This window comes from Bacillus sp. EB600 (genome assembly GCF_024494385.1).
GTDB lineage: Bacteria > Bacillota > Bacilli > Bacillales > Cytobacillaceae > JAEVLT01.
Genome location: NZ_JAEVLT010000008.1, coordinates 37,280 through 52,876 on the forward strand (window position 1 = coordinate 37,280; position 15,597 = coordinate 52,876).

General features: G+C 41.4%; 13 protein-coding genes. All 13 read right to left on the reverse strand.

What is annotated here, in order from left to right; genetic code table 11:
• Positions 1-57: 57 nt before the first annotated feature.
• A complete protein-coding gene (gene pknB, locus JN080_RS10700) occupies positions 58-2,025 on the reverse strand; it encodes a Stk1 family PASTA domain-containing Ser/Thr kinase (protein WP_256235981.1) in 1,968 nt (655 codons plus the stop codon).
• Positions 2,026-2,778 carry a Stp1/IreP family PP2C-type Ser/Thr phosphatase gene (locus JN080_RS10705; protein ID WP_256235982.1) on the reverse strand — a complete coding sequence of 251 codons (753 nt, stop codon included), beginning with the start codon at positions 2,776-2,778 and terminating at the stop codon, positions 2,026-2,028. It abuts the gene before it with no gap.
• 4 nt (positions 2,779-2,782) lie between these two features.
• Positions 2,783-3,832 carry a dual-specificity RNA methyltransferase RlmN gene (gene rlmN, locus JN080_RS10710; protein ID WP_375141643.1) on the reverse strand — a complete coding sequence of 350 codons (1,050 nt, stop codon included), beginning with the start codon at positions 3,830-3,832 and terminating at the stop codon, positions 2,783-2,785.
• Between the two features lie 45 nt (positions 3,833-3,877).
• Positions 3,878-5,227, reverse strand: a complete 1,350-nt coding sequence (gene rsmB, locus JN080_RS10715; RefSeq protein WP_256235984.1) for a 16S rRNA (cytosine(967)-C(5))-methyltransferase RsmB — start codon at positions 5,225-5,227, stop codon at positions 3,878-3,880.
• Positions 5,217-6,173, reverse strand: a complete 957-nt coding sequence (gene fmt / locus JN080_RS10720; protein WP_256235985.1) for a methionyl-tRNA formyltransferase — start codon at positions 6,171-6,173, stop codon at positions 5,217-5,219. The genes rsmB and fmt overlap by 11 nt, the downstream gene beginning before the upstream one ends.
• On the reverse strand, positions 6,170-6,655 hold the full coding sequence (gene def / locus JN080_RS10725) for a peptide deformylase (protein WP_256235986.1): 486 nt from the start codon (positions 6,653-6,655) through the stop codon (positions 6,170-6,172). Before def ends, fmt begins: the two co-directional genes overlap by 4 nt.
• 177 nt (positions 6,656-6,832) lie before the next feature.
• Positions 6,833-9,241, reverse strand: coding sequence for a primosomal protein N' (priA, locus tag JN080_RS10730; RefSeq protein WP_256235987.1), 2,409 nt, complete (start codon positions 9,239-9,241; stop codon positions 6,833-6,835).
• On the reverse strand, positions 9,238-10,446 hold the full coding sequence (gene coaBC / locus JN080_RS10735) for a bifunctional phosphopantothenoylcysteine decarboxylase/phosphopantothenate--cysteine ligase CoaBC (protein WP_256236151.1): 1,209 nt from the start codon (positions 10,444-10,446) through the stop codon (positions 9,238-9,240). The genes priA and coaBC overlap by 4 nt, the downstream gene beginning before the upstream one ends.
• Positions 10,447-10,773: 327 nt before the next feature.
• Positions 10,774-10,992 (reverse strand): DNA-directed RNA polymerase subunit omega, encoded by a 219-nt coding sequence (gene rpoZ, locus JN080_RS10740; protein WP_256235988.1) that lies wholly within the window; start codon positions 10,990-10,992, stop codon positions 10,774-10,776.
• A gap of 5 nt (positions 10,993-10,997) precedes the next feature.
• Positions 10,998-11,609, reverse strand: a complete 612-nt coding sequence (gene gmk, locus JN080_RS10745) for a guanylate kinase (RefSeq protein WP_256236152.1) — start codon at positions 11,607-11,609, stop codon at positions 10,998-11,000.
• Positions 11,610-11,621: 12 nt separating this feature from the next.
• Positions 11,622-11,885 (reverse strand): extracellular matrix/biofilm regulator RemA, encoded by a 264-nt coding sequence (remA, locus tag JN080_RS10750; protein WP_256235989.1) that lies wholly within the window; start codon positions 11,883-11,885, stop codon positions 11,622-11,624.
• Between the two features lie 59 nt (positions 11,886-11,944).
• The gene (locus tag JN080_RS10755; RefSeq protein ID WP_256235990.1) at positions 11,945-12,820 is read right to left on the reverse strand and encodes a YicC/YloC family endoribonuclease; all 876 of its coding nucleotides are present in this window, start codon (positions 12,818-12,820) and stop codon (positions 11,945-11,947) included.
• A gap of 82 nt (positions 12,821-12,902) precedes the next feature.
• Positions 12,903-15,581, reverse strand: coding sequence for a cation-translocating P-type ATPase (locus JN080_RS10760; protein WP_256235991.1), 2,679 nt, complete (start codon positions 15,579-15,581; stop codon positions 12,903-12,905).
• Positions 15,582-15,597 lie beyond the last annotated feature (16 nt).

The following is a 15,597-nucleotide window of genomic DNA, read 5'->3' on the forward strand; positions in this document are numbered from 1 at the left end:
GTAAAGATCCCCCAACCCGTTGCTTAAAAATCGCAGCCTTTTATACCAATCTTTTCTTTACTCAGCAGCATTATAATCAACGAAATCATCACTAATTACCGAACCCTCGCGGACTACTTTGTATTCAGCCTTTTTGCCTTCTTCAATTTTCAGTTCAATTGTTCGTTTAATGTCCTGCGTAATATAAACTGTTTCCGACGGTTCTGTCAAGCTGTGATTCATATCATCGATATAAATTTGTACTTCCTGCGGTTGTCCTGGGACTTTAGGTTGATAGGCGATGGACAATTCCCTAGTAACCGTTTTTGGCGGTTTTTCTTCTTTGCCTTTTGAAATAACGACGGTTACCTTGTCACCCTTGTGCATTTCTGTCCCAGCCGCTGGTGACTGAGAGATAACCATTCCAGCTGGGATGGTGTCATTGTATTGCTGTTGGCTGGTGTCGATAGATAAACCGAAAGATTGAGCATAATCAACGGCCGCTGTTGAATTATATTGGGTCAGATCTTTTAGAATGATTTGTTTTGGTCCCTTACTAACAGTAAAAATCAAACTTGTACTTTCAGGAGTTACCTTTTTCCCTGCTGGCGGGTCTTGTTCGATAATGGTTCCAGGATCACTTTCATCATTAACCTCTTTTTTGCTAATATCTTTAAAGTCTTTATTTCCTAACAAACTGACAACATCGTCATACTGACGGCTTGTGTAATCGCTAAGTTCATATTTCTTTTTACCAGTGGATGTATAGAGATTAATCTTCGAACCCTCTTTTGCTGTTGTTCGAGCTGAAGGATCCGTTTTAATAACTTTACCTTTTTCGATCGTATCATCTGGTATATCATTCGTTTTACCTATTACAAATCCTTTTGAAACAAGTGAGGTTACCGCATCATCAAATTTCATACCGCTGACATCCGGAATAGTCACATCCTTCGGTGACATCAGGCTAGGTAACACAAAAACAGTTAGGATCCCAATAATGACAATGGCCGCGAAAGTTGATAGTAAAATAATGGGCCACTTCTTGCGTTTTTTCTTATCATTCCCTTTTTTTGGTTCATCCATTGCTTTTAAAATATGTTTATCTGTATTATGAACGAGGGTTTCGTCCAAACTTTTAATATTCGGATCACTTGTGATGATCGGAATTGCTTTTGTCGCATCTATATCAATCGGAATAAAGAACTTTGGTTCATGTAAACGTTCAGGATCAAGTGCGGTTCGAAGGTCCTCTTCCATGTCTTCGACACTATTATAGCGATGAAAGGGATCCTTTGCTGTTGCTTTTAAAACAACATTTTCAACACTTTGCGGTATAGTAGGGTTCCATCTTCTTACTGACGGTGTTTCAGACTGTAAATGCATTAGGGCGATCGAAACTGCCGATTCCCCAGAAAAAGGAAGTCTACCTGTTAAAAGTTCAAACAAGACGATTCCTAACGAGTAGATGTCTGACTTCTTATTCGCCATGCCGCCGCGGGCTTGTTCAGGTGATAAATAATGGACGGAGCCTAGGACTGCATTGGTCTGGGTAAACCTTGTGGCACTTAATGCCATTGCAATGCCAAAATCAGTTATTTTTACATTTCCTTCCCGATCCACTAAAATATTATCGGGCTTAATATCCCGATGAATAATATTATTTTGGTGGGCATGTGCAATTGCTGATGTTAACTGCCGCATAATTTCAATTGACTCTTCTACCCTTAATGGGGAAAATTGCTGTATGTATTGTTTTAATGTTTGGCCGTCCACATGCTCCATGACGATATAATAAATGTTATCCTCTTCGCCAACATCATAGATATTCACAATATTAGGATGTATTAGGCTTGTAGCTGATTGCGCCTCTCTATGAAAACGACGAATAAATTCTTCATCATTGGTTAAATCATGTCGCAGCATTTTTACGGCTACGTTGCGGTCGAGGATCATATCATGAGCAAGGTAAACATTTGCCATTCCCCCGCCGCCGAGCATATCCAAAATCTTATAACGGCCGCTTATTCTTTTCCCAATCATCATTTATTCAACACCTTCACTAGGTTCAGAAAACTCAACAATCGCTAGGGAAATGTTATCTTCACCGCCATAATTATTGGCGAGAGAAATAAGCTTTGCGGCCTTTTGGTCATGTAAACAATCGCTTGAGAGAATTTCCTTCATTTCTCGTTCACTAACTTTATTAGACAATCCGTCAGAGCATAATAATAGACAATCGCCTTCTTCAAACATAATCGTTTTAATATCCATTTCGACCGTTTCCTCTGTTCCTAAGGCACGCAGTAACACATTTTTGCGTGGATGGTGCTCAGCATCCTCTTTTGATATTTGCCCAAACCGAACAAGCTCGTTTACAAGGGAATGGTCTACTGTAACCTGATTAAAACCTGATTCATTTAACAAGTAACAACGGCTGTCTCCAATGTTAGCAACTGTTGCAAAATGTTCGGTACTAATGGCCGCAACAATTGTTGTCCCCATTCCATCACATTCAGAATTACTACGGGCATGGTCATACAAAAGTTGATTTACATGTAAAATCTGCTCTTTTAGCCATTCTTCTGCTTGATCAGCCGTTGTAATCCCTTTTGTTCCTTCCCACTGCTTTTTTAACTCCATTAACGTCATTCCACTGGCAACCTCACCAGCAAGGTGACCGCCCATTCCATCGGCAACAATGGCTAGGCGATGACCATCAAGATTTTGGATAATTCCCCCTGAATCTTCATTATGCTGGCGAACTTTACCCCGGTCTGTCATAAACACTGCTTTCATTTTGTCACCTCGTCTCCTCTTTCCGCTCCTTTGCACGAAGTTGTCCACATGCTGCGTCGATATCATGTCCGTGCTCTCGGCGTATGGTTACATTGATACCATTTTTCTTTAATGCTTTCTCAAAAGCAAAAATTTGATTTCTTGGCGTTCTAACGTAATTCCGTTCTGGAACGTAGTTAACTGGAATAAGGTTGACATGACATTTAATTCCCTTTACTAGACGGGATAATTCCTCTGCATGTTCAACTGAATCGTTGACTCCACCAAACAGACCATATTCAAAGCTTATTCGACGCCCGGTCTTATCGATATAATACCGCACTGCATCCATTAAGTCATCAAGTTTATATGCTTTATTAATCGGCATTAATCTTGACCTTAATTCCGTGTTAGGAGCATGAAGGGAAATAGCAAAATTAATCTGCATATCTTCATCAGCAAACGTGTATATTTTTGGAATGATTCCACTTGTAGAAACAGTAATATGACGGGCGCCTATATTAAGACCCTTCTCATGGTTAATAATTTTTAAGAAACCAAGCATGTTATCATAATTATCAAACGGTTCACCAATTCCCATAATGACAACTGAACTGACCCGTTCATCTGTTTCATCCAACGCTTGCTGAACGGTTACTACCTGGGAAACAATTTCCCCGGCTTCAAGGTGGCGCTTTAGGCCTCCTAATGTGGACGCACAAAAGGTACAACCTATCCTGCAGCCAACCTGAGTCGTTACACAAACAGAATTTCCATAATCGTGGCGCATTAACACCGTTTCAATTGAATAGCCGTCATGAAGCTCAAATAAAAACTTAATCGTGCCATCAGAAGAGGTTTGCTTAATAATTGTTTTTAGAGTCGTCAGCTGAAAGCTGTCATCCAGCTTATCCCTTAGACCTTTTGCTAAATTACTCATTTCATCAAAAGAGGATATTCTTTTTTTGTATAACCAGTCATAAATTTGCTCGGCACGAAACGGCTTCTCACCGTTTTCCGTCAGCCAATTCTTCAATTCGGGGAGTTGGATTGAATAGATCGACGGCTTGTTCATTTTGATTGTTTCGTTTACTTCAGTTGTATTTGTTTGTTCCAACTATTAAACCTTCTTTCTTAAGCAAGCAATGTAAAAACCATCTGAACCAAAGTCCTGCGGAAAAACCTGGAGATCGAAACTGGTAATGTGCGGCTGGACTGCTGCCGGCATCCTGTCCTTAAAGGACGGATCACCTTCAAATTGTGGATGGTTCTTCAAAAAGGTCCTAACTGTGTTTTCATTTTCTTCTTGGTCCACCGTACATGTGCTATAAACAAGCACACCGCCTTTTCTTACTAAGGTTGAGACGGATTCCAGCAGGTCTTGCTGAATGTTGCTTAATTGATATATATCTTGCTCTTTTTTTGTATATTTCATATCCGGTTTTCTTCTCATCACACCCAGCCCAGAGCAAGGGGCATCGAGAAGAATCCGATCAAAGGACTCATGCTCAAAACTTTCCGGAGCATGGCGGCTATCCATTGTCTGCGTTTTTATATTGCTTAAAGCTAGCCGTCTGGCATTATCGTTAATCAATTTAACCTTGTGTTCATGAAGATCAAGCGAGATAACCTGACCGCTATTGTTCATTTTTTCGGCAATATGGGTACTCTTCCCACCCGGAGCAGCGCAAGCGTCTAACACGACTTCATCGTTGGTTACTCCAAGTGCGTAAGCAACGAGCATTGAGCTTTCATCCTGGATCGTTAACAATCCATCTTTATAAGCAGTCGAAGAGGCCAGATTTCCCTTTAGTGCTCTGATCGCTTCAGGAATGATCGGACTCAGTTCAACTTGAAATCCTTCCTCCTCAAGACGTTTTGCACAGTCCTCTCTTGTTGTTTTGGTCCTGTTCACTCGTGCCGTTTGCAGTGGTGCCGTTAAGTTCATCTCGCCCATTTCCTTTGTTTTTTCAAAGCCAAATTGCTGAACCCATCTTTTGACAAGCCATTCAGGATGACTTGTCTCAATGGAGAGCCGTTCGATGGGGTCTGTGATGACTTCAAGTGACGGAAGCCCTTGACGCTGAATGCTTCTTAACACACCGTTGACCATACCTGCAATTCCTTTATGACCGCGTTTCTTGGCAATTTCCACTGCCTCGTAAATTGCAGCCCGATCTGGTATTTTATCAAGATAAACCATCTGATAGAGGGTAAGCCGCAGCAAATTTAGGACCCAGCCTTCAATTTTATTCGCTTTTTTTATAAAAGGTTTTAAAAAGAAGTCCAACGTCATTTTTCTTTGCAGTGTACCATAGGTTAATTCAGTTAATAGACCGATGTCTTTGGTGGGCAAATCATTTTTTTCAATCGCGTGATGCAAAAGCAGATTGCTGTACGATTGGTTTTTTTCAATTGCATCAAGCAGATCCAGTACTGTTTCACGGACATTCTTTTTCTTAGAATTCATTGTCATCTCCGAGTCTTACCCCTGTCGTTAGTTTGGACCCGGCACCTCTTAAAAAATCCTCAACAGACATTTTTGTTTTACCAGAAGGCTGAAGTTCTTTAATTTGAATACAGGTATCATTTCCGGTTACAACTGTTATTCCAGCCTGTCCTATTTCCACAATTGTCCCAGGTGCACGATCAAATTGACCGGGAATTTTATCTGCCCGCCAGATTTTTAACACTTTCCCATCCAAAACAGTGAAAGCAACAGGCCACGGATTAAGCCCGCGGATGTGGTTGAATATTTCCTCTCCGGTTTTTGTCCAATCAATTTTTTCTTGTTCTCGTTTAATATTTGGAGCAAACGTTGCCGCACTTTCGTCTTGCGGGATGGCGGTAAGCTTTCCAGCAAGAAGCGGCGGCAATGTTTTAGATAACAATTTTGATCCAGCAGCACTTAGCTTATCGTGCAATGTTCCTAAAATGTCTTCATCTGTAATCGGTACTTCTACCTGTGTTAAAATATCACCTGCATCAAGCTTTTCAGCCATATACATAATCGTGATTCCTGTCTTCTTTTTTCCTTTTAGGAGCGCATAGTGAATTGGGGCACCTCCGCGCAGCTCTGGTAAAAGTGAAGCGTGAACGTTAATGCAGCCATGTTTCGGTGCTTGAAGAAGCTCCTTAGGTAAAATCTGCCCAAAGGCAGCAGTAATAATAAGCTCAGGTTTTAAAGCGAGAATTTTTTCAAGCTCTACCTTGTCTCGAATCTTTTCCGGTTGGTAAACCGGGATTCCTTGTTTTTGTGCTTCCACTTTTACAGGAGGAGGAGTCATTACTCTCTTTCTGCCCACTGGACGATCTGGCTGTGTCACGACTGCGATTACCTCGTAGCCATCATTCATTATTTGCTGTAAAACCGGCACTGCGAAATCGGGAGTGCCCATAAAAATGATTTTCGTCATCCTTCTTCCTGCCCCCCTAGCTCTTCTTCCGTCAAATATCTTGAAACAAGTGAGGTAAATAAAATGCCATGCAAATGGTCAATTTCATGCTGGATCGCCCGCGCCAAGAATCCCTCCGCTTTCAGTGTGTATGCTTTCCCTTTGCGATCAAGTGCCTCAATTTTTACGAAATCAGGTCTTGTTACTTCCCCATATATACCCGGGAAGCTTAAGCAGCCCTCTGGTCCTGTTTGCTCGCCGGAAGTTTCAAGAATTCGTGGATTGATCATTTCGATTGTGCCATGATCATCATCAACATCAACAACAGCAATTTGCTGGTCCAAGCCAATTTGTGGAGCGGCAAGACCGACTCCATCGTATTCGATCATGGTATCATACATATCATCAAGCAGCTTGGCTAGTTTTTTATCAAATTTGGTTACTTCCTTGCACTCCTGCTCTAATATTTCAGCTGGATACATTACTATTTTCTTAACAGACAAAGTGTTTCCTCCAATTAGCATTTAATAAAAATTCGTATAAAGTTTTAGATCTTAGATAACTATCTAGCTCAAACGCCCAGCGACTGGTGTACTTCGCTAAACGGGCGCTTCCGCTTTTTTTTGCTATTATTCATTTTCACCAAAATTTTTTTATTCAAAACCAGATCAACCGCCGATCTACATCAATATAAACGGATTCGTGTCAACTGAAACCTGCAGGCCAGTGTGCGCTTCCTTCTGATACTGGTTAAGGACATTCTTAAGTGTTTCTGCCAAGCTGGACTCTCGTTTGTATTTAATGAGACATTGATAGCGGTACCGATTGTTAATGCGTGAGATAGGAGATGCCACTGGGCCTAGTACCACCGTTTCATTTGAAAGGCGAGAACGGACATAATTTACAATTTTTTCGGTTACCGATACTGCCTTCATTAATTGTTCATGGCTGACATTGATCAGTGCAAGATAATAGAATGGCGGGTATTTATGAATCTTCCGTACCATCATTTCTTGGTGGTAAAAAAGGTCAAAGTCTTGTTTACCTGCAAAGACAATACTATAATGCTCCGGAGTATAGGTTTGAATGACAACCTCACCAGGAAGCTCATGACGACCTGCGCGCCCGCTCACTTGTGTCAACAACTGAAATGTTTTTTCTGACGAGCGAAAATCAGGTAAATGCAGCATCGTATCAGCAGAAAGAACCCCAACAAGGGTAATATTCGGAAAATCAAGCCCTTTGGCAATCATTTGTGTGCCTAATAGGATATCTGCTTTCCCTTCCATAAAATCCGTTAACAGCCGCTCATGTGACCCCTTTCGGCCTGTCGTATCAACATCCATCCGGATGACTCTTGCAGTGGGAAGGATTTTTCCCAGTTCCTCCTCCACCTTCTGTGTTCCAGTTCCAAAATAGCGGATATGCTCGCTCGAACATTCCGGGCACGTTGTTGGAACGCGTCCCTCATAGCCGCAATAGTGGCATTTCATTTGCTGGTTTACACGATGATAAGTTAAGGAAATATCACAATTTGGACAATTGACGACATAGCCGCAATCCCTGCACATCACAAATGATGAATGACCACGTTTATTTAAAAACAGAACCGTTTGTTGTTTTTTTTCAACCCGGTCTGTTAATTTTTCCAATAGCGTCCTTGAAAACATCGATCGATTTCCACCGCGCAACTCCTCACGCATGTCAATGATCTCAACCGAAGGCATGGCGTGATTATTCATTCGGCTTGGAAGAGTTAACAGTTGATAAACCCCTTTTTGGGCCCTCGCAAAGGATTCCAACGAGGGTGTTGCACTGCCTAATACAACAGGGCAATTGTAATTTCTTGCCCGTTCAATTGCTACATCCCTTGCATGATAGCGGGGCATTTCTTCCTGCTTATAGCTTGTTTCATGTTCTTCATCAATGATAAGAATGCCCAAATTTTCAAAAGGCGCAAAAATAGCCGACCTGGCCCCGACAACTACCTTTACTTCCTTGCGCTGAATTTTTCGCCACTCATCATATTTTTCACCTGCAGAAAGTCCGCTGTGCATAACCGCTACAAGATCGCCAAACCTTCCTTTAAAACGGTTCACCATTTGCGGCGTTAAGGCAATTTCCGGTACGAGGACAATCGCCTCTTTCCCTCTGTTAATGACTTCCTGAATCGATTGCAAATAAATTTCGGTTTTACCGCTCCCTGTCACTCCATAGAGTAAAAACACTTTATATAGATTATTTTCGATTGTATCAAGAATTGGCTCAATCGCCGCTGTTTGTGAAACTGTTAATGGAAGCGGACTTGTTCGCTTGAATTCACGATGCTCATATGGATCACGATATACTTCCATATCCTTTTCTTCAAGTAACCCTTTAGACGCAAGTGCCTTCACTGAAGACGAACCAAAGCCTAATTCGTTAAGCTTTCTTAACTCAATTGGACTTGGATTCGCGATGAAGTAGCTTACTAGCTCTCTTTGTTTTTCGGCTCTTGCTGGTAATTGACCCAGTTCACTTGTTAACTCAGGTACGGGAAGCAAGGGGAGCACAAATTTTAATTTTTTCTTATGAAGTCGTTCTTTCACCTCATAGATAACTTCTAAACGTCCCTTTGCCGCTTCTTTATGCAATGTACGCTCAAGGTTAGACTTTAAGGCTATGTCCCAGGTGATAGCTGTATTGCTTATAAAAAACGGCTGAAGTTCCCCTGGTAATTCCGCTGGTTTTACACCTGGGGCAAGGCTTACTTTCTTTTCATATTTTGCTTTTAGGGCAGCCGGCAGCATAGCTTGGTAGGTTACTATTTTAAAGCTTAACGTGCTTTCGGTTAACCAATGCCCCAGCTCTAATAATTCCTTGTTTAAGACAGGCACTAAATCAATTGGTTCGATTATTTCCTTCAATTTAGCAAAGTCCGATTGGGCTTTTGTACCGATGACGAACCCCTGTATCTTTCTTGGTCCGAACGGGACGATGACTCTGATCCCAGGTTGGATAATGTCGAGCCATTTATCCGGGATCAAATAATCAAACGCTTTATCCGTTTGCTTTGCAGGGACATCTACGATGACACTGGCAATATTCATTTTCCCATATCCTTCAATAACAGGGTAATTTCAGCGATAATCTTTTCTGCTACTGCTTGTTTTGCCATGAGCGGCAGGCTTGTGACCGTTCCATCCTTTTTATATAGAGTTACAATATTCGTGTCAGTACCAAAGCCAGCCCCCGCCTCTTTGACATTATTGGCCACGATCATATCAGCATTTTTCTCCCGTAATTTCTTGGCGGCATATTCTTCAACATGATCCGTTTCAGCGGCGAACCCGACAAGAACCTGATTGATTTTCCTTGAGCCAAGCTCTTTTAGGATATCCTTGGTTCGTTCAAGCTCAATAACTGAGTCTCCGGGCTGTTTTTTTATTTTATGGTCATAGGAAGTCTTTGGACGATAATCAGCAACTGCAGCTGTTTTTATTACTATATCTGCTTCGTCAAAATGATTTACGGCAGCCTCGTACATATCTTGGGCGCTTTCCACTTTGAATATTTCGATACCTGCAGGAGCTGAAAGTGAAACAGGACCCGAAATCAAGACGACTTCTGCACCAGCATTTTTAGCGGCTACAGCAAGTGCATAGCCCATCTTTCCAGTTGAATGATTGGAAATAAATCGAACTGGATCTATTTTTTCTCTCGTGGGACCTGCCGTTACAACTACCTTTTTTCCACTTAAGCTTAAGTGATCCTTTTGGAAAAACTGCTCTACCAACGCGACGATTTTTTCGGGCTCCTCAAGACGTCCTTTTCCAATGTATCCGCACGCCAGAAAGCCTTCACTTGGTTCAATAAATTGGCAGCCATATTCGGCTAAAACAGCTAGGTTCTTTTTGACCGCCGGATGGTCATACATATGAACATTCATAGCTGGAGCAATCCATACCGGAGCAAGTGTTGCTAAGAATGTTGTTGTAATCATATTATCCGCTATACCGCAGGCCATTTTTCCAATCGTATTGGCAGTTGCGGGAGCCACAATGACAAGATCAGCCCAATCGGCAAGATCAATATGGGCGATGGCATGTGGATTTTTCTCATCAAAGGTATCGATATATACCTCATTCCGGGATAACGCTTGAAAGGATAATGGTGTGACAAATTTGGCGGCAGATTCACTCATCATCACCTTAACCTGTGCTCCTGCCTGAACAAGCTTACTTGTCAAGGCGACTGCTTTATAAACAGCTATTCCCCCGGTTACACATAACAATATTTTTTTATCCTTCACAATCGTTGCCCCCTACTCTATTCCATCTCTATCTTTCCATTATGATTGAAAACGAACAAATTTTCATCTTTACAATCTAAAAGCGTAAGCGCCCATTTAGCGACGTATGGACTCCTCGAAAAAGCTAACGCTTTTTCTTCGTGCGATGCTTTTGCTGCCGAAGCGTTGGTGCACACCGACTGAGAGCGTTAGCGCATTCGTGCTTGACTTATCATAGGGAGGTGGGCGAAGTACACTAGTCGCTGGGCGCTGGAGCTAGTCATCAAAGTTCAAAGAAGATACTACAAAGAAAACTCGCCTATTGGCGAGTCTGCGTTGATCCCTAAAAAATTATTCAGCTTCTGAATCTGGTCTTTTAGCAATTCGATAGGTTAGCTCACCAGCGTAAATTTCCTCTAACGCTTTTCCTACACATTTATGGGACACATACTTAGGTAATCTTTCATCATGTGCTTGCTGCATGATACGTGCCCGTTTCGCGGCAACAGAAACAAGCGAATATTTTGAATCAATTCTTTCTAGCAATCGGTCGATAGACGGATATAGCATTTTATTCAGTCCTCCAATAATTTTTTATAACGGTATTCTACGCGTTCCCGGCGGCAGTGCTCCGCGATAATAATCGCATTTACCTTTTCGCAGGCATGCTTTACATAGTCATTTTCAACAACATAATCATATAAGCTCATCATCTCGATCTCTTCACGAGCTGAAAGCATCCGATTATGAATTAAATCCTCTGTTTCTGTGCCCCTTGTGACAATTCGATTTTTAAGCTCTGAAAGACTCGGCGGCATTAAAAAGATGAACAAGCCGTCTGGAAATTTTTCGCGTACCTGACGGGCACCCTTCACTTCAATTTCTAAGAAAACATCTTTACCAGAATCAAGTGTCTGTCTTACATAATCGACAGGGGTACCATAATAATTCCCTACAAACTCAGCATATTCCAATAGCTTGTCTTCAGCAATCAGTGCTTCAAACTCCTCTCTAGATTTGAAGAAATAGTCGACGCCATTTACTTCACCTTCGCGAGGGGATCTCGTTGTCATAGATATCGAATATTCAAAAGCAGTATTGGGCTGGGAAAATATTTGTTTTCGAACTGTTCCTTTTCCTACACCAGAAGGTCCGGAAAGAACAATCAACAATCCTTTTTCCTGCATCTTCATTAATCCCTACCCTTCATCAATATTTTCATCACGGCCCGTTAGCCTATTTGCTACTGTTTCTGGTTGTACTGCTGAGAGAATAACATGGTCGCTGTCCATAATGATCACAGCACGTGTCCTTCTCCCATATGTAGCATCAATCAATGATCCCTGATCGCGGGCATCCTGGATGATTCTCTTTATCGGAGCGGATTCAGGGCTGACAATGGAAATAATCCGATTAGCAGAAACGATATTTCCATATCCAATATTTATCAATTTAATCGACATGATGTTTCCCCATTCATCAATAATATATTTTTGCCGTGTCAAACAGGTTCTAATCAATCCTACTCTATATTTTGAATCTGTTCTTTCAATTTCTCAAGTAAACTTTTCATATTCACTACTTTTTTTGCAATATTCGAGTCATTTGCCTTAGAACCGATTGTATTAGCCTCCCGATTCATCTCCTGGACAAGGAAATCAAGCTTGCGGCCAATTGGTTCACTATCTTCAATCGTCTGGAAAAATTGCTGAATATGACTCATCAGCCGAGTTAGTTCTTCATTGATATCTGCCTTATCAGCGAAGACGGCCACCTCTGTCAAAATTCTTGATTCATCAAACTGCCCGTTCAAAAACTCTTGCATTCTTTTTGTCAATCGTTCTTGATAGGCTTTTATCACTAAGGGAGCATCGCCCTGAAGTTCATGAACAACCCTTTCGATTTGATGCAGATTAGTAGTTATATCCTTCTTTAATTCTTCTCCCTCGGCAACACGCATTTTTTTCAGCAACAATCCTGCGTCTTCAATTGCTGTCAAAACTAAATTTTCAAGTTCCTCGTTGCCGACTTCACTCTCTTCTATATGTACAAACTCTTCACGTTTTAGTAAGTCTTCTAAGGTGATTACTCCGTCAATTTTGTACTTTTTTTTCGCTTCAGAAATGAACTGATGATATTCCTCAATAAGCTTCCAGTCAACGTGCACCTTACGAGAAACAGTCCCTTCACCTTCCAGGGTTACATATACTTCCACTCGTCCACGACGTATATGTTGATTTAATTTTTTTTTGATTTTTTCTTCTATTTTTAAGAGCTGACGGGGCATTCGGATATTAAACTCACAAAAGCGATGATTGACCGATTTCATTTCAACAGTTATTGAAAATGCTCCTGATTCTGCTCTGCTCCTTCCAAAGCCTGTCATACTGATAACCATCTTCTGCACATCCAATCTATATGAAGACAAAAGTAAAAAAGGTAATAGAACAATTCTACTACCTTTTGGATTATATCATAGTTTATTTTGTTTTTCTTGCCAAAAATGAACCGGCTAGTAAAAAAGTTGGAATGGAGGATAAACCTACAATTAATAGCCAATCCTTTCCGATAATAGGTAAGGTGTGGAAAATCGGCTGGAGCGGTGGATAATAAATCACGACAAGGACCAATGCAAGGGATGAAATAACCGACCAGACCAAAAACATATTTCCAAATGGATTTCTTGATAAAACTGATCTTTCACTACGGCAATCAAACACGTGAATTAATTGGGCCATAACGAGTGTTGCAAACGCAACGGTCTGAGCATAGGGAAGGCGGGCTGGGTCATTTTTGTAGACAATAATAAACGAGAGCAGCGTCACAAGACCAATTAGAAACCCTCGTGATACCACTTTCCAGCCAAGGCCTCTTGCAAACACTCCTTCCTTCGGGCTTCGCGGTTTTCGTTGCATAACATTTTCTTCTGGAAGATCAATTCCAAGCGCCATTGCTGGAAGTCCATCTGTTACTAAATTAACCCATAGTATTTGGATTGGCACGAGTGGTAACGGCAAACCGATGATCATTGCAAACAACATCACTAATATTTCGCCAACATTGGATGCAAGCAAATAACGAATAAATTTTCGGATATTTTCATAAATATTTCTTCCCTCTTTAATAGCTGCTTTTATGGTGGCAAAATTATCATCTAGTAAAACTAGGGCAGAAGCTTCCTTGGCAACATCTGTACCGGTAATTCCCATCGCCACCCCGATATCGGCGGCTTTAATGGCCGGTGCATCGTTAACCCCGTCACCTGTCATCGCAACAACGTGACCGCGGTTTTGTAAGGCTTTGACAATTTTAAGTTTATGTTCCGGGGACACCCTTGCAAACACGGAAACATAATCTACTTCTTCTTCAAGCTGTTCTACTGACATTTTGTCTAATGCCTTTCCATCTAAGACCTTACTTTTATTTGTAAAAATCCCCAACTGGGAGGCAATTGCTTTCGCCGTTATCACATGGTCACCGGTTATCATTACTGTTTTAATGCCTGCTGCTTTGCATTCCTTAACGGCTTGTTTTACTTCAGGTCTTGGCGGGTCAATCATTCCTTGAACTCCGATAAAGGTTAAATTTTTTTCAGCTTCGTTCTCGTTTAAAATTAACGTATTTGCTGGAATTGATTTAAATGCTATCGCAATCGTTCTTAATGCTTTAGAAGCTAGACTGTTAATGGCCTCCTGTACGTTCCTTTGAAGTTCAATTCCAAAATGCTGTAATCTACCATCCCAAAGGATAGACTCACTAACACCTAGCAAAACATCCGGTGCTCCTTTTGTCACAATAAAATCGCGGCCTTGTTTATCTCTAACGTGTATACTCATCATTTTCCTTGCCGAATCAAATGGAAATTCATTTATAATTGTAAACTCACCCAAAAGGTTCTCACGATTAAAGCCTGCTTTCATGGCACTAACGAGCAAGGCACCTTCAGTAGGATCCCCATCAAGTGATATCTCGTCCTCTTTCCTAATAATAGTAGAATGATTGCAGAGCATTCCAAACAGAAGCATTTGCTTTAATGCATTCTCTTCTTTAATGTGAATCGGTACTTCGTTCAAATAAAATTGACCAGTTGGTTCATAGCCAACACCGTCAACCGTCCATGTTCTCCCACCGCTCCAAAGATGGGTGACTGTCATTTTGTTTTGTGTCAATGTTCCTGTCTTATCTGAACAGATTACCGAAGCACAGCCTAGTGTTTCAACGGCTGGAAGTTTCCTGACGATTGCATTTTTCTTAATCATTTTTTGAACGCCTAGCGACAAGGCAACGGTCACTATCGCTGGCAGTCCCTCTGGTATTGCAGCAACGGCTAGAGATACCCCGGCTAAAAACATTGTATATAAATCATTTCCTTGGATGACACCAATCACAACTACCAGCACTGTTAAAAATAATGCGGCAACAATTAAGATTTTTCCTAGTTGTTCCAGCCGATGCTGCAAAGGGGTTGAAGTGGTATCAGCATTCTGTAATAAATTAGCAATTTGTCCCATTGCTGTTTTCATCCCTGTCGCTATGACCACTCCGGTACCGCTTCCTCTCGTCACCATCGTCCCCATGAAGGCGATATTTTCCATATCACCAATTCCGGGATTATCAGCATGGAGAGGTTCATTGTGCTTAGCAACAGGTACTGATTCCCCCGTTAAGGCGGATTCTTCAATTTCCAGACTTTTTGATTCAATAATTCTAACGTCAGCGCCGATTCGGTCGCCGCTTGAAAACCGTAATATGTCACCAACGGTAATTTCTTTTGAAGGAACTCTAATCCATTTCCCTTCTCTTAAAACATTTACTTGAGGGGCGGATAATTCTTTCAGTGCCTGGAGAGATCTTTCCGCTTTTCTTTCCTGAAAAAAACCAAGGAAACCATTTGTAATTACGATTGCAATAATCGCAATCGCATCAATGTATTCGCCAAGCAAACCTGATATTAATGTCGCTGCAAGCAGAACAAGAACCATAAAATCTTTAAATTGACTAAAAAATAAGAGCAAAGCAGATTGCTTTTCCCCTTCTTCCAGTTCATTATAGCCTTGCTGGCTGATCCGTTTTCTTGCCTGTTCCATCGATAATCCGGACGAAAAGTCAACATCCAATGCTTTTTCCACTTCGTAAATATCCTGTTCATGGAATTTCATTTCCTTAACCACATCC